Source organism: Rhodoferax sp. P1_F3 (genome assembly GCF_056405715.1).
Window position 1 is genome coordinate 323,123 of record NZ_JBFUBO010000006.1, and the last position, 19,943, is coordinate 343,065.

At 55.2% G+C, this 19,943-nt stretch carries 16 protein-coding genes and 1 riboswitch; of the genes, 3 read left to right on the forward strand and 13 right to left on the reverse strand.

Going from position 1 to position 19,943, the window contains the following annotated elements; genetic code table 11:
* The first annotated feature begins 12 nt into the window (after positions 1-12).
* Positions 13-699, forward strand: a complete 687-nt coding sequence (gene rpiA, locus AC1DZ5_RS12340; RefSeq protein WP_477889409.1) for a ribose-5-phosphate isomerase RpiA — start codon at positions 13-15, stop codon at positions 697-699.
* Here rpiA and AC1DZ5_RS12345 read toward each other — a convergent pair.
* The 12 genes from AC1DZ5_RS12345 to AC1DZ5_RS12400 all read right to left on the reverse strand — a co-directional run bounded on the left by AC1DZ5_RS12345 (position 696) and on the right by AC1DZ5_RS12400 (position 13,867).
* The gene (locus AC1DZ5_RS12345; RefSeq protein WP_477889411.1) at positions 696-1,325 is read right to left on the reverse strand and encodes a riboflavin synthase; all 630 of its coding nucleotides are present in this window, start codon (positions 1,323-1,325) and stop codon (positions 696-698) included. The two genes, rpiA and AC1DZ5_RS12345, sit on opposite strands and share 4 nt — an antisense overlap.
* A gap of 54 nt (positions 1,326-1,379) precedes the next feature.
* Entirely contained in the window at positions 1,380-2,507 is a 1,128-nt protein-coding gene (gene ribD / locus AC1DZ5_RS12350) for a bifunctional diaminohydroxyphosphoribosylaminopyrimidine deaminase/5-amino-6-(5-phosphoribosylamino)uracil reductase RibD (protein ID WP_477889518.1), read from the reverse strand.
* Between the two features lie 4 nt (positions 2,508-2,511).
* Positions 2,512-3,072, reverse strand: a complete 561-nt coding sequence (locus AC1DZ5_RS12355; RefSeq protein WP_477889413.1) for a hypothetical protein — start codon at positions 3,070-3,072, stop codon at positions 2,512-2,514.
* Position 3,073: 1 nt separating this feature from the next.
* The gene (locus AC1DZ5_RS12360; protein WP_477889415.1) at positions 3,074-3,499 is read right to left on the reverse strand and encodes a type IV pilin protein; all 426 of its coding nucleotides are present in this window, start codon (positions 3,497-3,499) and stop codon (positions 3,074-3,076) included.
* Between the two features lie 5 nt (positions 3,500-3,504).
* Positions 3,505-8,370 (reverse strand): pilus assembly protein, encoded by a 4,866-nt coding sequence (locus tag AC1DZ5_RS12365; RefSeq protein ID WP_477889417.1) that lies wholly within the window; start codon positions 8,368-8,370, stop codon positions 3,505-3,507.
* Entirely contained in the window at positions 8,367-8,939 is a 573-nt protein-coding gene (locus AC1DZ5_RS12370) for a pilus assembly PilX family protein (protein ID WP_477889419.1), read from the reverse strand. Before AC1DZ5_RS12370 ends, AC1DZ5_RS12365 begins: the two co-directional genes overlap by 4 nt.
* Positions 8,936-9,841, reverse strand: coding sequence for a PilW family protein (locus tag AC1DZ5_RS12375; RefSeq protein ID WP_477889421.1), 906 nt, complete (start codon positions 9,839-9,841; stop codon positions 8,936-8,938). Before AC1DZ5_RS12375 ends, AC1DZ5_RS12370 begins: the two co-directional genes overlap by 4 nt.
* 1 nt (position 9,842) lies before the next feature.
* The gene (gene pilV, locus AC1DZ5_RS12380; RefSeq protein WP_477889423.1) at positions 9,843-10,445 is read right to left on the reverse strand and encodes a type IV pilus modification protein PilV; all 603 of its coding nucleotides are present in this window, start codon (positions 10,443-10,445) and stop codon (positions 9,843-9,845) included.
* Positions 10,430-10,999: a GspH/FimT family pseudopilin gene (locus AC1DZ5_RS12385; protein WP_477889425.1), complete on the reverse strand. Its 570-nt coding sequence runs from the start codon at positions 10,997-10,999 to the stop codon at positions 10,430-10,432. The genes pilV and AC1DZ5_RS12385 overlap by 16 nt, the downstream gene beginning before the upstream one ends.
* A gap of 73 nt (positions 11,000-11,072) precedes the next feature.
* Positions 11,073-11,522 (reverse strand): transcriptional regulator NrdR, encoded by a 450-nt coding sequence (nrdR, locus tag AC1DZ5_RS12390; RefSeq protein ID WP_322578496.1) that lies wholly within the window; start codon positions 11,520-11,522, stop codon positions 11,073-11,075.
* A 94-nt stretch (positions 11,523-11,616) separates the two neighbouring features.
* Entirely contained in the window at positions 11,617-12,861 is a 1,245-nt protein-coding gene (gene glyA / locus AC1DZ5_RS12395; protein WP_477889428.1) for a serine hydroxymethyltransferase, read from the reverse strand.
* A 41-nt stretch (positions 12,862-12,902) separates the two neighbouring features.
* Positions 12,903-13,030, reverse strand: a riboswitch (ZMP/ZTP riboswitch).
* Positions 13,031-13,048: 18 nt separating this feature from the next.
* On the reverse strand, positions 13,049-13,867 hold the full coding sequence (locus AC1DZ5_RS12400) for a lytic transglycosylase domain-containing protein (RefSeq protein ID WP_477889430.1): 819 nt from the start codon (positions 13,865-13,867) through the stop codon (positions 13,049-13,051).
* Between the two features lie 880 nt (positions 13,868-14,747).
* On the opposite strand from AC1DZ5_RS12400, the gene AC1DZ5_RS12405 reads away from it, so the two are divergent.
* Both AC1DZ5_RS12405 and AC1DZ5_RS12410 read left to right on the forward strand, forming a co-directional pair.
* The gene (locus AC1DZ5_RS12405) at positions 14,748-17,480 is read left to right on the forward strand and encodes a DUF349 domain-containing protein (RefSeq protein ID WP_477889432.1); all 2,733 of its coding nucleotides are present in this window, start codon (positions 14,748-14,750) and stop codon (positions 17,478-17,480) included.
* Between the two features lie 58 nt (positions 17,481-17,538).
* Positions 17,539-19,161 (forward strand): HD domain-containing phosphohydrolase, encoded by a 1,623-nt coding sequence (locus AC1DZ5_RS12410; protein ID WP_477889434.1) that lies wholly within the window; start codon positions 17,539-17,541, stop codon positions 19,159-19,161.
* Here AC1DZ5_RS12410 and AC1DZ5_RS12415 read toward each other — a convergent pair.
* On the reverse strand, positions 19,136-19,939 hold the full coding sequence (locus tag AC1DZ5_RS12415) for a UDP-2,3-diacylglucosamine diphosphatase (RefSeq protein ID WP_477889436.1): 804 nt from the start codon (positions 19,937-19,939) through the stop codon (positions 19,136-19,138). The two genes, AC1DZ5_RS12410 and AC1DZ5_RS12415, sit on opposite strands and share 26 nt — an antisense overlap.
* Between the last annotated feature and the right edge of the window lie 4 nt (positions 19,940-19,943).

The following is a 19,943-nucleotide window of genomic DNA, read 5'->3' on the forward strand; positions in this document are numbered from 1 at the left end:
CCACTTTCCCTTATGAGCACACCCGCACTGACCCAAGACGAACTCAAAACCCTGGTGGGGCAAGCAGCGCTGCAGTATGTGGTGCCCGGCGAAATCGTGGGCGTGGGTACCGGCTCCACGGTCAACAAGTTCATCGACGCGCTGGCCACCATCAAGGACCAGATCAAGGGCGCCGTGTCCAGCTCAGTGGCTAGCACCGAGCGCCTGCAGGCGCTGGGTATCCACGTGTTTGACAGCAATGAAGTCGACAAGCTCTCGGTCTATATCGACGGTGCCGACGAGATCGATGGTGCCGGCAACATGGTGAAGGGCGGCGGAGCGGCCCTAACGCGCGAGAAGATCGTGGCCGCGCAAAGCGCCAAGTTTGTTTGCATTGCCGACGAATCCAAACTGGTGAAGACGTTGGGCCAGTTTCCGCTGCCGGTAGAAGTGATTCCCATGGCGACGCAGCGTGTGATCGCCCAGTTTGCCGCCAAGGGCGGCGTGGGTAAGGTGCGCCAGAAGGACGGTAAGCCGTTGGTGACCGACAACGGCCAGTGGATTGTGGACGTGACGGGCCTGCAGATCACCGACCCGCTGGCCTTTGAAGCCGAAGTGAGTCAGTGGCCCGGCGTGGTGACCGTGGGCGTGTTCGCCTTCCAGCGCGCCCAGGTCTGCCTGCTGGGCACGGCCAGCGGCGTGAAGACGCTGACGTTCTAAGCCTGCGCGGCGGGCGCGGTCATCATGCGCTCTACGTAGCGCGCGATGAGGTCAATCTCCAGGTTCACTTTCTTGCCCACGGCCAGCGTGTGCAGTGCTGTGTTTTGCACCGTGTGGGGAATCAGGTTGATGCTGACTTCGCAGCCGCCAGCCACATCGGCAATGCGGTTCACGGTCAGGCTCACACCGTTGATGGTGATGGAGCCCTTGTAGGCTAAGTACTTGCCCAGTGCCACGGGCGCCAGCACGTGCAGCTCCCAGCTTTCGCCCACTTGGGCAAAGTGGGATACCGTGCCCATGCCATCCACATGGCCGGACACCAGATGACCACCCAGGCGGTCATGCGCACGCAGCGCCTTTTCCAGATTGATGGGGCCTAGTGCATTCAGTCCGGCGGTTTTGTCCAACGATTCGGCGGAGATATCGATGGTGAACTGCTGCTGGGCCACATCGAAGGTGGTAACCGTCATGCAGGCGCCGTTGAGCGCAATGCTGTCGCCCAAGCCCACATCGTCCAGATAGCCAGCGGGAGTTTGAATAGTCAGGCGCTTGCCATGGGTTGCAGATTCGCCCAGAGCCTGGACGGCGGAAATGCGGCCTACGCCGGTGATGATGCCTGTGAACATGACTGCATTTTCGCAGGGAAAGGGCAGGGCGCTGGTCCCCGGCGTGGCATAACCTTAGAAGACGTCGCGCCCCTGCACACGCGCGACGATGCGCAGGTCGGGCCCCACCATCTCGGCGGACTTGAAGTCCAGCGCCACACCCTGTGCCAGTTCGGTCAGAGGGCCTATGTTGAACATGCCTGCGCCTTGGCCCAGCAGCTTGGGGGCGAGATAGACCACAAACTCGTCCACCAGTCCTTCGCGCAGCAGTGACCCGTTGAGCTTGAACCCAGCCTCCACATGCAACTCGTTGATTTCACGCTGGCCCAAGTCTTTCACCATGGCTGCCAAATCAACTTTGCCTGTAGGCTGACCCTGGGCGTTGTGGCCGGGCAGGTAAATCACCTTGGCCTCCAGCGCTTCCAGCGCCGCCTGTTTGGCATCATTTCTGGCTGCAGCATAGATGAAAACTGCGCGACCAGCTATGAAAAAAGGAGCATCCAGTGGTGTCTGCAAGTCGCTGTCCACCACCACCAGGTGCGGCTGGCGCGGTGTCTCCACCAAGCGTACATCCAGCCGCGGTTTGTCCGCCAACACCGTGCCTATGCCGGTCAGGATGGCGCAAGATCGGGCACGCCAGGCGTGGCCATCGGCACGCGCTTCTGGGGAGGTGATCCACTGGCTGACACCATTGTCCAGCGCCGTGGTGCCATCCAATGACGCTGCCACCTTCATGCGCACCCAAGGTGTCTTGCGAATCATGCGGCTGAAGAAGCCGATGTTGAGTTCGCGCGAGGCTATCGCCAGCGGATCCGTGGGGTCCAGCACCTCCACTTCGACGCCCGCGGCGCGCAGCCGCGCAAAGCCCTGGCCGCTGACCAAGGGGTTGGGGTCCAGATTGGTAGCCACCACCTTTTTAATACCCGCTGCAATCAGCGCATCACAACAGGGGCCGGTGCGGCCGTGGTGGGAGCAGGGTTCGAGCGTGACGTAGGCAGTGGCGCCTACTACGGAGTGGCCTTGGGCGGCGGCATCCCGCAAAGCCATGATTTCGGCGTGGGGGCCACCAGCGCGTTGGGTGTGGCCTTGGCCCAAAATATTGCTCTCGTCTGAGATCAGGATACAGCCTACACAGGGGTTGGGAGAGCTTAGGCCAATGCCACTGCGGGCTTGAACAATTGCCCGAGTAAGCTGTCGAATGATAGTGTCAATATCCAAAACTCAATTCCAAAGTCAAAACGCATGGCACAGGAATATCTTTCACAGTTGCAGGTGCCATCACTGTATCCTTGAGCGAAAGCAACGCATATCGGATTTCAGTCGGAATACTCTCCTGATTCAAAAACTCAAGATGATCAATTGTTCCTACTTCTGAAACCCAAATCGTGTATTGAACTGTTAATCCTCTGAAATTTTTACCAGAAAGTACAGCCGTGTCTATTATCCAGTCTGTAATTGGTGCAGGCCTTGTGTCAACAATACTGCTGTCCAAATAACGTGAAGGAGTGTAGGACTCATTTTTTTGAGGGAAGAACGGCGTATTAACGCTGCTGCTCTTGGCTGACTTCACTGTTAGGTCTTTTTTATTTATTATAGGATTTTTTTTATTCGTGTGGTTTTTATCCTTTGTAAAAATAAAATTCAAATCCCTTGTGGAAGCATTTTTTGTATTTGGTTCATCCTTGAATGAAGGATTAATAAAATATACAAGAATACTATGAATTGAGCAAGAGATGAATATCGAGGCAATGAGTTCGCGTTTTTGCAAGTTATTTCAAGCAGTTAGATCCGGTAAGACTATTCGTAAGACTACCATTGTTTGATTTTGAATAGTTTCCACAACCGTCAGAACTCATGCTTCCTGTTCGAGTTGCTGTCACAGTGTAGGTTGATGTTGCTACTGCTAAGGAGATGTTGTAATAAGCCGAACCAGATCGCGGCACAGTCGAAAAAGTGCTACTGAAACCTGCGTTAGTGTTGGTGGTTGGCCCATCAGAATAACGGTTGTTCTCATTAAAGTAGCGTTCCAACCATCCCTCTGCTTTCAGAATTTCAGCACGAGCCTCCGCGCGCTTGCCTCTAGCTACATATTGTGTATAGCTAGGGTATGCAACACTTGCAAGAATTGCTACGATAGCCACAGTAATCATTAGCTCTATTAGAGAAAAACCAAAATGCCGTGCGTTTTTATTCATAAAGGTTAACGATTTCGTTGAATTTCTCGCCATGTAAGGCGACCATCTGTGCAAGCACCAAAACGCTGGCTAGCAACTACCCCACCGCCACCAAGTGCAGAGATTGTTCTGAACATGCATTGATTTGTACCCGAAGCTGCCCAAGGCTTTTCACAAGTGTTATCCACTGTGCAAACCACGCATTGAGAAGGGCTATTCGGGTTGCATGCACAGCTTGCACTGCCAGCCGTGCAAGCCAAATTGCCATCATCCCAAGGCATTTTACAAGTCATGGGGTTGGCGCACACCAAACATGCCCCACTAGCAGGGTTGCATACGCAGTTTGCCGTTCCCGCCGTGCAGGATGTTGTGCTGAGTACGGGAGGAGGCACTTTAAATACACCTCCTTTAGAGTATTCAAATGTATTTGAACTAGATTTTCCAGCCGCCGCATATCCATTTACCAAGGGTGCACTCGGCAACAGGTTAGGTATTGGTGTACCACTGATTGGATTTAGTCCGAAATCGTATGTTGTAGCATCGTAGCGACATCCATCCGACGTCGGCTCTGGTGCCAAAGATCGGACGTTGACACGGAACTCATCCTCTGCAATTGAATTGAATACAACCCCTTCAGAAGAGGCTGGTAGGTTCAAATACCAGCCTTTGCTAGTAGGATAGCTTACAGAGTTTAGAGAAACATACCGAACATCGCTTGATGTACTGATTGTTTGCTGAATGAGATTGTTTTTCCCTGTGGTAATGGTTCCCGTTAATCCCGGTTGATCATAAATCCCATACAAGGTCTGCGGGTAAACAAGGGTCATCGGGTAGTCGGTGGATTCAAGTGCTTTTCCGGTGGCAAAGAACAACTGATAGCCGCCTTGTGGATGAACAAATGGAACAATTGCCGTCGTGATCGGTTGTGCGACAGTGGCGCCGGTACTTGGCACCACCGCAGTTGCCTGGTACGTGGGCACACTGCCTGTTGTTGCAACTCCCCAATTCGCGGGGTCCGTATTCGTAACATCAAATTTCCAAACATTACCTTTCAAATCACCAGCGTAGATGTAGTCAATGATTCCGTCATTGTCTTTGTCAATAGCTGTTGGGGCCGCTAACCCGTTGTTTGGACCTTGTCCTGCCGTACCCGTTGCCAGTTTGATGTAGCGTGGTCCCGTAGTCGTATCCACTGGCCAGGTTGTGCTTTGTGGTGTAGCAGGACCATTTACAAACAGAATGAAAAGTGCAGCGTTGCCACTGCCACTGTTATAGCCATTACCATAAACAACAGCCCACTTTCCGTTGGCCATCTTTCCTACTTGATAAGGCTGCCCGTTGCCTCGTGTGTTCGTTCTGCCTGTGATATAGCCCATATCACTGTCTGCCGTCTCCGTGAATTCCCACTTCACTACAGCATTGGCATTAGTTGCATTTTCTGTCGTTACGGCTGCGGGGTTTGTCACGTCCAGTGCATAAACGCCACGCGCACCACGTCCAAACGAACCAAACAGGTATGTGCGCCAGTTGGGCGTTGTGGTGTCACTCAAATTAATGTCCGCGGCCATGACGCTTCCGTCTGCTGTCATGCGATTTGTTCCTGTATTCAAAGAAAAATCTTTTGCAGTAAGCGCCGACAATTTGGAATAAGGTGCAGTTGCAGAAATACCGTACATAGCTCTTGGGACATATGCGAATTGTTCCAGTCCCGTATCACCGTTGAAACCATGCACCATTCCGTCATTGGCCGCTACGAAGACATAATTGCGGCTAGCATAGCTTGAGCGAAAAGTCCCATATCCACCACCGTATTCAATATTTGTGTACCCCGCGGAAGGTGGTCCAACATACCATGGGGTGGAATTAATAATTGCACCTAATTTGGTCTTTGTTCTTTTACGCAGGCCGCCCGCAGTAGTTTCATTCGCTGCGCTTCCGCGTAACCATTCCAGCCTTGCTTGACCACGCACATCGGTGTCATAGGTATTCAGGTCAGGATTCAACTTTAAAGCATTTTGGTGCGAAGTTGATAAATTATTAAACCGAAAAGGTGTTGGGCCTGTATCTGTGAGCGTAAATATATTTCGGTTTGTGTCCCATCCAGTGCTATCGGATTGGACAGTGAGTTTTGTTCCCGCATCCCAATCTGCTGTACCAGAAATCAGTCCGTCGGCTAAGAAGCTATAACGAAGAAACTCACCGCTTGCATCAGAGTCATTGCCTGGGCTTGAGGCCTTAATACTGTGCGTACTGACATAAACATAGCCTCCCGCCGCGGTTCGAGAAGAAGTCGCCGCTGCTGGGGCTGCTCCTCCCGCTTTAAGAATTGTTGCAAAAATCTGTTCGAGTGATTTTTCAAGTTGTCCGGGATCTATAGCGTAGAAATAATTATCTGGAGTACCGTCTGCACCAGCATTTCCTTCCGTGTTTTTTGAATCCCATGCCGCAGCAGCCAAAGTTGTGCCGGCAATTGCACTTGCGCCGTCATAGGTTGTTGCAATGTCACGGTCAAAGCCGCCATATTTTGCGGCGTACCACATTGGTTCACGCAAAACATCGCCACTTGTTCCCGTCATCGTATATGTCGCCGTAGTTTTCGCGTTGTTCACATTGCAGTTGTTACAGCCTCCACTTGCATTCAAATTACCAGCAGGCGTGACGGTAATATTGGTAGGGTCATTGTAGGTAAAGTTCAAAATCCCAGAGTGGAAGTGCACGCCATCCTTCTGATCCGTGCCTGAAATTACATAGCCAAAACCTTGCGCGTTAACCGTAGCCTGTGCAATAGTTTGTGTTGATATGGAAATGGTAGGTGGAGTGACTGCCGTATTCACACTATATTCAAGTGTTCCCCAAACGTCTTGGTCATAGTCTCCCCCTTGTTCGGAGTCTTCCCATTGAATAACGTATTTGCCGGTTGTCGCCGTCTGTGAAACGATGCGAAAATCGACCAAAGTACCGCCACCAATACCCCCGCTGAGCTTCAATTGGTATGCAGGTTGAATAACTACATATTTTCCTGCTTGTCCAGGGACGCTTACTTTAATTCGCGGAGAGCCCGTCGCGAGTGCCACTCCATAGGTATCTACTTTAAAAGCACGCTTATTATTAGTGGGGATTGTGAAGTCAGTGCGAATGGGGCGAGTGTGCGCATGTAATGCAGCACCTGCAATTTTATACCCACCTGCGTAGGTGGGGGCTTCCGGGCAGATACCTGTGGCAGTAGCCAAGGTTGTCATGGACTTGTCATTACAAATTTCATTGTTGCTCGTATCCGTTATACCAACAGCCCACTTCTTATTGGTCGCATACAGTCCTTCTGCTCTGCCTACTCCGTTCGTCAGGTCATCAACTGTTTGGCCGCTAGGCAAACTAATATCACTCTGACCGGTCCACTGATCGTTGTCATATGAAGTTACGCTTGCATTAAAATTGACAATGCTGCTACGGCGACATAATTGATCACCAAAACTTGCGACGGTACTGGTTGCGAATGGATCGCTCCAAGTTGCAACAGTTAGCCCAATTGCCGCATCTTTACCACCTGTAGTATTGAAATCTGCGGTCGCAGATTTACCCGCCATGTATCGTAATGCTTCCAAGTACATTTCGCCCATGGGGTTTCCCCAGCTGGTGCATTTCCCTTCGACCAGTCCAATTTGCTGGTAACTACAATTATCTGCGCCGATATATGTGCCGTCGTTGTAGTCGTAACCATAAATGCGCAGCTTGTTCAGATTTTTGACAATTCCATCAATTAGCGTGAACTGGCCATCATCCAGATCAACTTCGTCAGTAAAGGTGGCAATGTTCTTGCGTAAAACACCGCCGGATATATTTTTATTGAAGCTTCCAGTTATTAGCCCAAATGCTGCTTCATTCTTTTCACCATATTTCTGAAGCAATCCTGCAGGTTTGTAGTTTCCTCTAGGGTAATACTTGCATTTTGCTTCTTCATCATCAGTAAAGCCTGTTGTGCCCGTCGCAGCATTGTCCAAGCCGGTCTTGCATACCTCGACGCGAACAGTGTAGGTGCCGGTCGTTGAGCCACTACCGAGGCCATTGGTATCGCGAGAAGGGTTGTTGGCAGAGGCATTTAATCCAGAGCTTGCAGAAATGTTTCCATTGCTAGCATTTTTTTCTTCACTCCAGTAGCATTGCCAGCGCTCATTCGAGTTCCACAATGCATAGTTGCCACCGGCCACCAATATTTGTGGGACGCCAATATTTTGATGGCTAAATTGGTCGTTTTTAGGGCTGCGATTGCAAATGCTTATTTCTGCAGTGGAGAACGGTGTAAGTCCTCTGACCGTTGCTGCCGTACTGCTAAAGTATTTGACAAAAGAGTGGGCATCTGTTGGCAAGTGAGCTCGCTCCAATACAGTCAGTGAAGTGCCACTCACAATACTGTCGTCTGTACTTCTATATCCACCATAAAGAATACGCCGCACTACATCCATGCGCGTCATCGTTGCCCAATTTAGGAAGTTTCCATGCCATTCATCTGTCCCGCCGCAGTAGGTTGGAGTTGTCGTACTGCTGCCATTCTCTTTTCGAGAGGGAATAAACCGATTGCTCGTAGTGTTATAGGTGTAGCACCGATGATTGTCAAAATATCCGTAATACCTATAGCTATGTAAATACTGTGTTTCTGGGGCTCCATCCCCATCAAGGTCAGAGTATTCATTATAAGCTTTATAGAATAATTGGTGGTCGCGCGACAAATTGAGCATTACCATTGGCGCTCCCTTTGTCTCTGAGAGGTATGGGGGGAGAGGAGTAAAGTTTACCGCTTGCGCTGGCAAACTCACCATTGAGCTGGCTGATGCAACACATAGCAATGCAGTAAAACGTTGCAGCGCATTCGCAATGGTATTAAAGAGTATTTTCATACAGGTTTTGCTTTCACAGATATCTGCAGGTATGCGCGAGTAGTGTCATTTGCCCCGAATCCAACAGCGGTGACGCGATATACGGCAAAGTCGCCTTGTTTAAAATATTCCAGCATATATTTTGGCTGGCGACTAACAACAGGAAGTGCTGTTGCACCGGTATAGGTCCCATATGCAACACTTTTTGTGTTGGACGCGTCCCAATTCGCAGCGACTTCCCAGACGGGAGTTGTTGTATTGGGAGTGCAAAGCCCAAGTGGGCAAGTCGTGTCAAAGCCATTGCCACGGTATATCGGGTCTGTCCTGCAAACTGGGGTGGCGCTGGAGCAAGGAGTGGTTCCGTCTGCGATGACGTTGAAAATGTCGTATTCTGCATCGCGTAACGCGGCTTCAGCGGCTTGGAATGCCAATGTACGATCTGCTTCATTTCCGGCAATGCGCGAGGAAAATGTTGAGCTTTGAATTGCCGTAATGGCGAGGCCACTCAAAATCATTAAAAAGATTAGAACCATGACCAAGGAGATTCCCTTGGAGTTTCTCTTCTTTAAAGAGAAAATATTATTTTTCATACAGAGCTCTTGTTACGTAGTCGAACTGTCGTTCGAAAAGCTCTGTAGATTTCCCCTGAGGTGCTTGTCAACGCATTCCCATAGCAGTCTGTATATGCGGTACCCGTATTATTGTTTGCAGGTTGAATAGATTTTGCGAGCACACATATATCGACTGCAAGAACGGTTGGCCATTGGGTTGCAGTCAAGGCTGACGCCGCATATCCCACTTGGGCTACGTCCGGGTCTGATGCAGAGGGGAGTTGGTATCGAAAGGCAATTTGTTCAATTCCAGGTATGAGCGGTTGCGTCTGGTATGTAGGGGTTACAGCGGCCAAAGGTGTTCGGTCGGACAAGCATGAAAGTTGTCCCATAGTGACAATTCCATTTGGAGTTTGCACCGTAGTACTTGCGACAAAAAAATACGATCGAATGGCATTTGAAACCCCTCCCATTGGTATAGAGGAAAGACCCAAGCAGTCATAGCCTTGATAAGTGGCACCGCTGCTGTTGTAGGCATCTGTCTCTGAATAAAGCGCAATGGATTCAGAGGGTAAACTTCCTGCTGCTGCCGTGGTTCTGCAGGCTATATCCGCAATTGTTGATGCTGTCGTTCCATTTACTAGTCCAAAGCTACAACCTAATATTTTGTTGTCAATTGGGCCCTGTGGTCGTGGCGAAGATGGGTCAATCATTACAAAACCTGCGGTCTGAATGTATTGTGCCAACAGATTGAGGGCAAACCGTCCGTTTTCTTCTATTTGCGTGGTCTCGGAAGATGTATTGTAGTTTTGTTTGGAATATAGATATATGGCTGATGCTGCTATTACTAGAATTAAACCGATCACTAGTGCAACCATCAATTCAATGAGAGTTACCCCTCGTTGACTTTTTTTTGTAAAATCCTTGATAAATTTTTTCATATCAAAGCTTCACAAAGTAATTTCTGCAACGTACCCCATTCGGCACAGAAGCCGCGGGAGGGCAACAGTTTCGCCAATCAATTCCAGTGGTTGTGGAAGTGCATGCCGTTGAACTTTGTGCGGCACCCGTAGTAGGGTTCACAAAGTCCTTATCAAAATACATTACGGTTATTGTGTATCCTGTCGAATTATTTCCATTAATTTGAGCCGCCCCACCTGGGAGGAGCTGTTGGGCTTTTCTGACAAAGATTGCAGTGTCATCTGCTGCAATTTGCGCCAAGCTACAAAATGCAGTTGCGCTATGGCAGTTGTTTAATGTAAATGTTGCGGTAGCACCCGTTGAGTAATTTGACGTATAGCTGTAATTGCCAATTTTCGCTGCTGATGGATTAGATCGAATCTTTTCCGTAATGTCATTTACTATTTCTGCAACTCGATGAGAGGACCATGCAGACTTTTGATAAGTAAGTGCATTTAATTGCAGTCCCGCAATTCCCAATAGTCCCAATGACATAATCAAAATGGAGATCAGCGCTTCGATAAGCGTTGCTCCAGCTTGAGTTGAATTTTTCCTCATATTGAAATCACTTAAAAATTGGTGCATGGATTTGTTGAATATGCGACGACTCGAACTCTGCCAGACCTACTAATACATAGTGAGCGACCATATTTCAGTTCATAGGCTGTATCAGCGTTATTGACTTCATAGATGTCAAATCCTTGAGCAATTTGTGAGAGCCCTGACGATTGAAAAGCAATAATGCCTGTTCCCCCTCTTCTGACAATTCTCGCTTGATCACCGGTTGTGTCGATAGCGGAAACAGTTTTTAAAAGAGTTTCCGTTGCACCGCGGTCGTTATTGCCATTACTGTCGATGAAGACCTGGATGTCATACTGACCCCAAAAGTTTGAGCTCGCACAGCTATTTCCAGAAGTGCTTTTGGGGCAAATAACGACAGGCTGATTTCTCACTATGGCCTCGCTACGAGCATAGTTAATTAGACCGACCATCGTGTTCACATTGGAACTAAGCCTGTTTGAGGCCACAAACCCTTTGAGACTGGGCACTGCAATCGCAAGCAAAACGCCGGCTACAGTCAGCGTGATCATCAACTCTATCAAGGTGAAGCCACTGCTTCCGTATCTACTATTGGGCATGCCTGCAGTGTAGGTTTCTGCATGCCAAAGATGTATACCGTTGGCGCATGGCAAGCGGCCATTTGTCGGGAGTTTACCGACTCACCTCATCCACCAAAGTCTTGAACTCATCAATGTCCTCGAAACTCCGGTAAACACTGGCAAAGCGAACATACGCCACTTTGTCGAGCTTCTTGAGTTCGCGCATGACGAGTTCGCCGATGCGGGTGGACTGGACTTCGCGCAGGCCCAGGTTGAGGAGTTTTTCTTCGATGCGTTCGATGGCGCTGTCGATTTGCTCGGTGCTCACCGGCCGTTTGCGCAGGGCCAGGTTCATGGAGGCGAGCAGTTTGGTGCGTTCAAACTCGATGCGGCGACCGTCCTTCTTGACGATGGCCGGGAAGTTGACGTCCGGGCGCTCATAGGTGGTGAAGCGCTTTTCGCACGATCCGCACTGGCGGCGGCGGCGGATGAAGTCCCCGTCTTCAGAAATCCGGGTCTCCACCACCTGGGTTTCCGAATGACTGCAGAACGGGCACTTCATGCCAACCCCGATACCGAGCGCCGCGCCGGGCCGCCCCAAGCAAGCGAGAGCCCCCTTGGGGGGCAGCGACGACGCGCAGCGCGGAGCGTGGGGGTCATTTGTAAACCGGGAAACGCGAGGTCAGCGCATGCACCTTGGCACGCACAGCCGCAATGTTGGCCTCGTCGCGTGGGTTGTCCAGCACATCGGCAATCAGGTTGGCCGTGGCGCGGGCTTCCTCGTCCTTAAAACCGCGGGTAGTCATGGCGGGGGTGCCGATGCGCACGCCGCTGGTGACCATGGGCTTTTCGGGGTCGTTGGGGATAGCGTTTTTATTGATGGTCATGTGGGCAGCGCCCAGCACGGCCTCGGCTTCCTTGCCGGTAATGCCCTTGGAGCGCAGGTCGACCAGCATCACGTGGCTGTCGGTGCCGCCGCTGACGATGCGCAGCCCGCGGGCGGTGAGTGTTTCCGCCACGATTTTGGCATTGCGGGCCACTTGCTGTTGGTAGGTCTTGAACTCGGGAGCCATTGCTTCTTTGAACGCAACTGCTTTGGCAGCGATTACGTGCATCAGTGGGCCACCTTGTAGGCCGGGGAAGATAGCGCTGTTGATGGCCTTTTCGTGCTCAGCCTTCATCAGAATGATGCCGCCACGGGGGCCGCGCAGGCTCTTGTGGGTGGTGGAGGTCACCACGTCGGCGTGGGGCACAGGGTTGGGGTACACGCCGGCAGCAATCAGGCCCGCGTAATGGGCCATGTCCACCATGAAGATGGCGCCAACATCCTTGGCCACTTTGGCGAAACGCTCAAAGTCGATAGCCAGGGAATAGGCCGAAGCGCCAGCGATGATCAGCTTGGGTTTGGTTTCATGGGCTTTACGCTCCATCGCGTCATAGTCGATGGCCTCGTTGGCGTCCAGGCCGTAGCTCACCACGTTGAACCACTTGCCGCTCATGTTCAGCGCCATGCCGTGGGTCAGGTGACCGCCTTCGGCCAGGCTCATGCCCATGATGGTGTCGCCAGGCTTCAGGAAAGCCAGGAAGACGGCTTCGTTGGCCGATGCGCCGCAATGGGGCTGCACGTTGGCGGCTTCGGCGCCAAAAATCTGTTTGATGCGGTCAATGGCCAGTTGCTCGGCCACGTCCACATGTTCGCAGCCACCGTAGTAGCGGCGGCCGGGGTAGCCTTCGGCGTATTTGTTGGTCAGTTGGCTGCCTTGGGCGGCCATGACGGCGGGGGAGGCGTAGTTTTCGCTGGCGATCAGCTCAATGTGGTGTTCCTGGCGTGCGTTCTCGGCCAAGATGGCAGCCCACAATTCGGGGTCGGCTTGTTCAACGAGGATGTTGCGGTCGTACATGGCAGTCCTAAAAGACAAAGGGCCTGTGGGTCTGAAAGACACAGGGCTGCCCAGGCGAACGGCTGAACACAATCCCGAAAAGGGTTGCGGCACGCTTCCCAGTGGTGTCCCACGTCAGCGCCGATGATCCGGCTGGATCAGGCGCCTATCGCCAGTTGCGTGCAGTGCGGAGTTTACCCGACTCGGCTCAGGAGTTGGCGAGGCTGGCTACGTTTTCCACGGTGGCGGGAGTCGCCGTAGAGGGCGCTTGCAGCTTGACGGGTACAGGCATGGGCGATGCCATGGGCACAGCGCGGCCAGAGGCGACCAATTGCAGGCGGGCATGTTCTGCCAATACCTTGGCACTGTAGCCGCCGTCTTCTTCCATGTTGCCTGCGCCGACATAGAACTTCAGGCCACCTTCCACGGAGCCGGCGCGGGCGATGCACTCTTGCAGCACCTTCACGCCCACGCGCAGGTTGGACACGGGATCAAAGGCGGCCATCTTGCCGCCGAAGTTCTCATACTTGTCGCTGTGGACCTTGGTCATGACCTGCATCAGGCCCTGAGCCCCCACGTGGCTTTGGGCGAACGGGTTGAAACCGGATTCAATGGCCATGACGGCCAGGATCAAGGTGGGGTCCATCTTGGTCCGCTGGCCGGTTTCATAGGCCTCGGCCACCAAAGCACTCAGGGGCTCGGGCGCAATGCCGTACTTGCGGCTGAGCCAGAAGGCCACGGCCGCCTGTTGCTTGGGCAAGCCTTGCGGGTTCGTCGCAGTGGCCCGGTCCACCGCTTCGGGCTCGGTGACCAGACCGGTCTCGACCACGTGGCGGTTTTGCAGCCAGCCCATGAGCTGAACTTCTCCGGCTTGGCGGATTTCGGGTTTTGCCGTCAGGGTGATAACGGCAAACATGACGGCCAAGCCCAGCAGGGCGAAGCCGTTGTGTGTGATTTCGAAGAAACCTTGGGCAATGTCTGTCGCAACGATGCGCAGGCCCTTGGTGAATTGTTGAGTCGCTGTCATAGCTCTTCCTTCTTAGGCGGGGGCCGGCACCTTGGCGCTGCTATTCAGCGGGGCGGTTCGACACCTCGTTTGGGTTGGTACGCTATCAATATCCTGCGGCGTCGTCTCGACATGTGCAGCGATTTGAATATGCCGGGTTCGGCAGCGGGGCGGGTTATCCCTAGTCAAAACTTGGAATGGGCGGATTCTAGGTGGCTTTTATATACATAGTCAACAATAATGAATTGATTCTTTATGCATTAAAAGATTTGAAGAGGGCCTTTTCAGGGTAAAAACCGTAACCAACGGGCAAATAGACTGGGTGCCTCAATCTTTCTAATCGGAGGCAGCAGATCCATTGAAAGATCGATTTGCATCCCACCGGGAGCATGACTAGAGTGGGGCGGTCTGCAGTTGCAGGCGAATTACCGGCAGTAGCCAGTCCGTGCTGAAGGCACCGTGATAAAGCGGCCCCGGTAACTTCAAAGGAGGCAATCTATTGCTTCTAGACCGCTTGGGACGCCATACTCCCTTGCGGCAACCCCTGATGGCATGGACCTGTGGTCAGCCATCGAGCCCGGCACCTGTCTGTGAAGACTGGTGTCGGGCTTTCTTGTTTTTGCGCAGTGTCTTCTGGGGGGAATCGCACAGTCCCTCTATATAGATAGAGCAGATGCTGTCGCTCTCCTGTAGACGCGTTCGTTCACTATGCTATTCATTTGATAGCTGCTTGCGCAATGAATACGGGGGCTAGGGTCTTATTTTCTTCAAAAATGAGGAGCCAGCAGAGGTCAGCTTGCCACACCACTTGCGGGGCATATCAAAAACATCGATAGGGGCTTCATTTCGCGGCGAAAATAGCCGGTTGCGCATTTGCATTCAACCTATTCCCGAGCCCACTGTGACGTCGCCCACCTCTGCCAAACACACCGATATTGCCCACCTAGATAGCCTGACCGGGGGCGCCTTCACTGCGGCCACATCGGGCGAGCGCGCATCCCGCATTCGGGAGTGGTTGTTGGGCAACCCAGCGGCCGAGCAGCTGTCTGAAGTGTTCAAGGAACTCAGCATCAAGGACAAGGGCGCTGCCAAGCTGGTGCGCGAAAAGCTCGACGAAGCCCGCCGCTCCAAGGGGCAAGAGGCCCTGGCCGCCGAGTGGGCCGCCCGCGCCCAGGCGCTGATCGACACGGCCAAGCTCAATATTGCTGATGCCTTGGCCTGGCAGCGCGATGCCGCCAAAGCCGGTGCCCCCCTGAGCAAAGAGCCGCTCGCCACCCTCAAAACCCAACTGGCCGAGCGCGTGCGCGGCATTGAAGACCTGCAGCACCAGGTGCAGGTGCAGCGCGAGGCCGCCGTCCTGCTGGCCCAGCGCATTGAAGTGCTGTCCACCAAACCCTGGGGCGATGCCCAGTCAGCGCTGGATGCCCTGCGCGCCGACGTGGAGCATTGGCAAACCCAGGCTACTGCGCTGGTGGCGCATGTTAGTTGGGCCAGTGTGGACCTGAAGTTCCCGCCGCTGCTGGACGCTTCCCGCGGCCAACTGTTGGTGGTGTGGGACGCATTCCAGGCTGCCTTGAACCTGGCTGTGGCTGCTGCAGCGGACGCCAGCGCGCCGCTGCCGCCCGTGCCCGTGTGGGCCGATGAGTTGCGCACCGCGCGCGGCGTGCCTGCTGAAGCACCGCCCAAGCAGGCCAAACCCAAGATTGATCCCGAAGTGCGTGCCCAAGCCAGTGCCGCAGTGCGTGCTGCGTTGAATACGCTGGAGCTGGAAGTGGCCGAAGGCCATGGCAAGGCCAGCGCCGGCGCGGCCAATGCGCTGCGCAATGCGCTCAAGGAATTTGGCAAAGTGATCGACGGCAAGCTGGAAAACCAGGCCCATGCCGCGCTGGCCGCCGCCGGTGAACTGGAAGGCTGGCAGCGTTGGCGCGCCGACCAGATCCGCGAGGAGCTGGTCACCAAGGCCGAAGGCCTGCTCAAGCGTCCCGAAGGCCAGGCCATTGGTGGCCGCAAGATGCAGGAAACCCTGCGTACCCTGCGCGACCAGTGGAAGCAAACCGACCAAGGCGGTGTGCCCAACCACGCGCTGTGGAAGCGCTTTGACGAAGCCTGCAACGAGGCCTACAAAGTGGTCGAGGGCTGGCTGGAGAAGGTGAAGGCCGAATCCGCCGAGCACAAAGCCCAGCGCCTGGCCCTGATTGCCGAGGTCAACGCCTGGGCCGAAGCCAACCGCACCGCGCTGGACGACGACTGGAAGGGCTTCAATCGCATCCTGCACCAGTTCGGCGACCGCTGGCGCGAAGGTGGCCATGTGGGCGAAAAGGTGTTTGCTGAGCTGCAACCCCTGTGGAAAGCCGCGATTGCCAACGCTGCGGCCCCGCTGGAAGCGCTGCAAGCCCAAAGCTTGGCCGCTCGCCACGCCATGATTGAGGAAGCCAAGGTGCTGGGCGACGCCCCGGTGCTGCGCATCGACGCCGTCAAGGCACTGCAGCAGCGCTGGCAAGCCCAGGCCCATGCAGTGCCAATTGACCGCCGCCAAGAGCAAAAGCTGTGGGACGCTTTCCGCAAGCCTATCGACGACGCGTTCAACCGCAAGACGACCGAGCGTGAAAAGGCAGAAACCGCTCTGGGCGCACGTGACCGCAGCGTGCTGGATGCTGCCAAGGCGCTGGAAGCCGCCAATGCTTCGGGTGACGCCCAGGCGATTCGCGCCGCCATGGCCGCGCTGGAAGCCGCTTTGCAAGGCCAGGCTCAGGCGCAAGCCGATGTGACAGCCGCCGGTGCACAAGAGCAGGCGGCCCAGTCTGCCGCTGCTGAGGCACCAAATATGCCTGTAGCCCTCGTGGAATCTGCGCAGGCTGCTCCTGAATCGATAGCGGATGCCGGTGCTGAAACTGATGCTGCACCCGAAGTTGCCGCAGAGGAAACCCCTGTGGCAGCCGTTGTACCCGCCAAACCGGCACCCAAACCCGTGGTCGCCGTGCGTGGCGATGACCGGCCTGGCATGAAAAAAGAAGCGCCTGCTGCGCCCGGTGGCCGTGGTGGCAAATTTGGCGACCGCAAGGACGCTGGTGCCGGTCGTGGTGGCCGTGATGGTGCCGCAGCCCCTTGGGGTGACCGTGGTCCGCGCCGCGACGACCGGGGTGACCGTGGGGACCGCAGCTACGCACCTGCTGCGCCACGCCTGGGCGACACGGCCTTCCGTGCCCAGCGTGATGCACTGGAACACGCCCAACTGGCCTTGAGGAAACTGGCCGCCCAAGCCCATGGCGAGGCGCTGACCCAGCTGCTGACCGCGTGGGAAAAGCGCGATGCCAGCCTGTTGCCGCCGGCCCAAGAGCTGGGCAACCGTGCCGCGGCCCAAAACCGCCCGGTGTGGGTGAAGGCCGTGGAGGGCGGCGCCAAGCCACAAGCGGCACAGTCGCTGCTGCGCCTGGAAATGGCCGCCGAAGTGCCCACGCCCGCCGAGCACCTGGATGCGCGCCGCGGCCTGCAGTTGCAGTTGCTGACCCGCCGCAACGACCCAGCCCCTGCCCAAACCTGGGGCCAGGACACCGCTGCGGTGTTGGCCGGTGAATTCAACGCCGCCGATGCCCGCCGTTTGCAGAATGCGTTGAAAGTGTTGCTCAAGCGCTAAGCGGCGTGGAACAATGGCGCTGCCAGCGAGGGAGGGCGTTTTGACCAAGGGGGAAACTGTGGACTCAGTGGACGACCTGCTGCGCAGGCTGGAGCAACTCAACGCCATCGGGACGGCCCTCTCTAAAGAGCGCGACATCACGCGCTTGCTGGAGAGCATCCTGGTCGCGGCCAAGACGATTACCCACGCGGACGGCGGCACGCTGTACCGCATGACCGATGACCAGCAGGCGCTGCGGTTTGAGATCTTGCGGACCGATTCCCTGCACATCGCCATGGGCGGAACCTCCGGCAACCCCATCAACTTCCCCAATCTGCCGCTGCGCGATGCGGAAGGCAAGCACAATGATTCACTGGTTGCCGCCTACGCGGCGCTGAACAACCAGACCGTCAACATCGCCGACGCCTATACCGAGGCCAATTTCGACTTCTCCGGCACTCGCCTGTTTGACGAACGCACCGGCTACCGCTCGCAGTCCTTCCTGGCCGTACCCATGAAGGACCATGAGGGTGACGTCATCGGCGTGCTGCAGCTGATCAATGCCAAACACCCGCAGACCGGTGCTGTGGTTTCGTTCTCCAGTGCCGACCAGAGCCTGGCTGAATCCCTGGCCTCCCAGGCCGCCATTGCCATCACCAACCGCAACCTGATGACGCAGCTGGAAACGCTGTTTGAGTCCTTCATCAGCCTGATCAACCTGGCCATTGACGAGAAATCCCACTACACCGGTGGCCACTGCCAGCGCGTGCCCGCGCTGACCATGATGCTGGCTGAGGCGGTGAACGCCACCCAGGGCGGGCCTTTGGCCGACTTCACGATGGACGATCGCGACCGCTACGAGCTGAAGATCGCCGGTTTGCTGCACGACTGCGGCAAGGTCACCACCCCTGTGCATGTGGTGGACAAGGCCACCAAGCTGCAGACCCTGTTTGACCGGATGCAGCTGGTGGACACCCGCTTTGAAGTGCTCAAGCGTGACCTGGAAATAGCTGCGTTGCGCGAACAACTGGCGTTGCGCGAGGCACGTGATGCCACCGCAGAGGCAGAAGTCATGTCCACCGCCCGCACGGCCATTGACGCACTGAACGACGACCGCGAGTTTCTGCGCAAGGCCAACCAGGGCGGCGAGTTCATGAAGGATGCCGACGTGGAGCGGGTCCGCCAGATTGGCACCGGTGCTCGGTGGCGCAACACCGATGGCGTGGAGTCGGATTTCCTGACCGCAGAAGAGATCGAGAACCTGACAATCCGCGCCGGCACGCTGACTGCCGGCGAGCGCGACATCATCAATTACCACATCGTGGCCACCATCAAGATGTTGGAGCAGCTGCCCTGGCCCAAGCATCTGAAGAATGTGCCCGAGTACGCCGGCGGCCACCACGAACGCATGGACGGCAAGGGTTACCCCAAGGGGCTCACGCGTGAGCAGATGTCGGTGCAGGCCCGGGTCATGGGTATTGCCGATATTTTCGAGGCGCTGACCGCGCGAGACCGCCCCTACAAGCAGGGCATGAAGCTGTCACAGGCCATGGGCATCATGCACAAGTTCCGCACCGGTGGCCACATCGATCCGGACCTGTTCGATATCTTTGTGCAGGAAGAGGTCTACCTGCGTTACGCCCAGCAGTTTCTGGATCCCTGGCAGATTGACGAGGTCAATCCGCAAGCCTGGGTGAACTGATCTCGGGACTGTCCGGCAGCAGGCGTTGGACTTGCACATCGGTGCCTGCATGCGGGTGTCGCGACAAGCGCAACACCTCCGCACGGGGTGGCGTGGCCCCTAAATCCCAATCGCTGAGCACCGTGCGGTCATGCGCCGTATCCAGCGTATGAAAACCGGGCTTGTGTGTGTGGCCGTGCAGCAGGTGCGAGGCATTTTCAGTGGCCAGCCATTGCAGCGCGGCCGGGGTGTCCACATCGGCGTATTCGGTTCCCATCTGTTTTCTGGCTTCGCTCTGGCTGCGCAGGCTGCGGGCAATGTCTTGCCGCATGGCCAGAGGTTGACTCAAGAATGTGTGTTGCCATTCCGGGCTGCGCACCTGGCTGCGAAACACCTGGTAGTCGGTGTCGCCCAGGCAAAGTGCGTCCCCATGGCTGAGCAGCCAGCGTGCAGGGCCGAACTGAAGAACCGTGGGGTCGGGGAGCAGGGTGGCACCGCAGGCCCGCATCAGGGCATCGCCCATGAGAAAGTCGCGGTTGCCGTGCATGAGGTAGAGAGGCAGGCGCCGTGATGCACGGTGTAGCACACGGCTGCATTCGGCTTCGAAGCTGGAGGTCTGGGTCAGCACATCGTCGCCCACCCAGACTTCAAACAGGTCACCCAAAATAAAAACCGCATCCGCCGAGGTCTGGTCCAGGTACTGGCGCCAGGCCTCGAAGGTCTGCGGTTCACTGGCCTGCAGGTGCAGGTCAGAAATGAAGTCGATGCGCTGCCAGTGGGACGGTGTGTGCAGTTCCATCCCA

Coding starts and splice junctions, on each gene's coding strand:
- glyA (WP_477889428.1), bottom strand. CDS start 12,861: ATGTACGACCGCAACATCCTCGTTGAACAAGCCGACCCCGAATTGTGG.
- nrdR (WP_322578496.1), bottom strand. CDS start 11,522: ATGAAGTGCCCGTTCTGCAGTCATTCGGAAACCCAGGTGGTGGAGACC.
- AC1DZ5_RS12400 (WP_477889430.1), bottom strand. CDS start 13,867: ATGACAGCGACTCAACAATTCACCAAGGGCCTGCGCATCGTTGCGACA.
- rpiA (WP_477889409.1), top strand. CDS start 13: ATGAGCACACCCGCACTGACCCAAGACGAACTCAAAACCCTGGTGGGG.
- AC1DZ5_RS12385 (WP_477889425.1), bottom strand. CDS start 10,999: ATGCCCAATAGTAGATACGGAAGCAGTGGCTTCACCTTGATAGAGTTG.
- AC1DZ5_RS12360 (WP_477889415.1), bottom strand. CDS start 3,499: ATGAATAAAAACGCACGGCATTTTGGTTTTTCTCTAATAGAGCTAATG.
- pilV (WP_477889423.1), bottom strand. CDS start 10,445: ATGCACCAATTTTTAAGTGATTTCAATATGAGGAAAAATTCAACTCAA.
- AC1DZ5_RS12345 (WP_477889411.1), bottom strand. CDS start 1,325: ATGTTCACAGGCATCATCACCGGCGTAGGCCGCATTTCCGCCGTCCAG.
- AC1DZ5_RS12365 (WP_477889417.1), bottom strand. CDS start 8,370: ATGAAAATACTCTTTAATACCATTGCGAATGCGCTGCAACGTTTTACT.
- AC1DZ5_RS12375 (WP_477889421.1), bottom strand. CDS start 9,841: ATGAAAAAATTTATCAAGGATTTTACAAAAAAAAGTCAACGAGGGGTA.
- AC1DZ5_RS12370 (WP_477889419.1), bottom strand. CDS start 8,939: ATGAAAAATAATATTTTCTCTTTAAAGAAGAGAAACTCCAAGGGAATC.
- AC1DZ5_RS12415 (WP_477889436.1), bottom strand. CDS start 19,939: ATGGAACTGCACACACCGTCCCACTGGCAGCGCATCGACTTCATTTCT.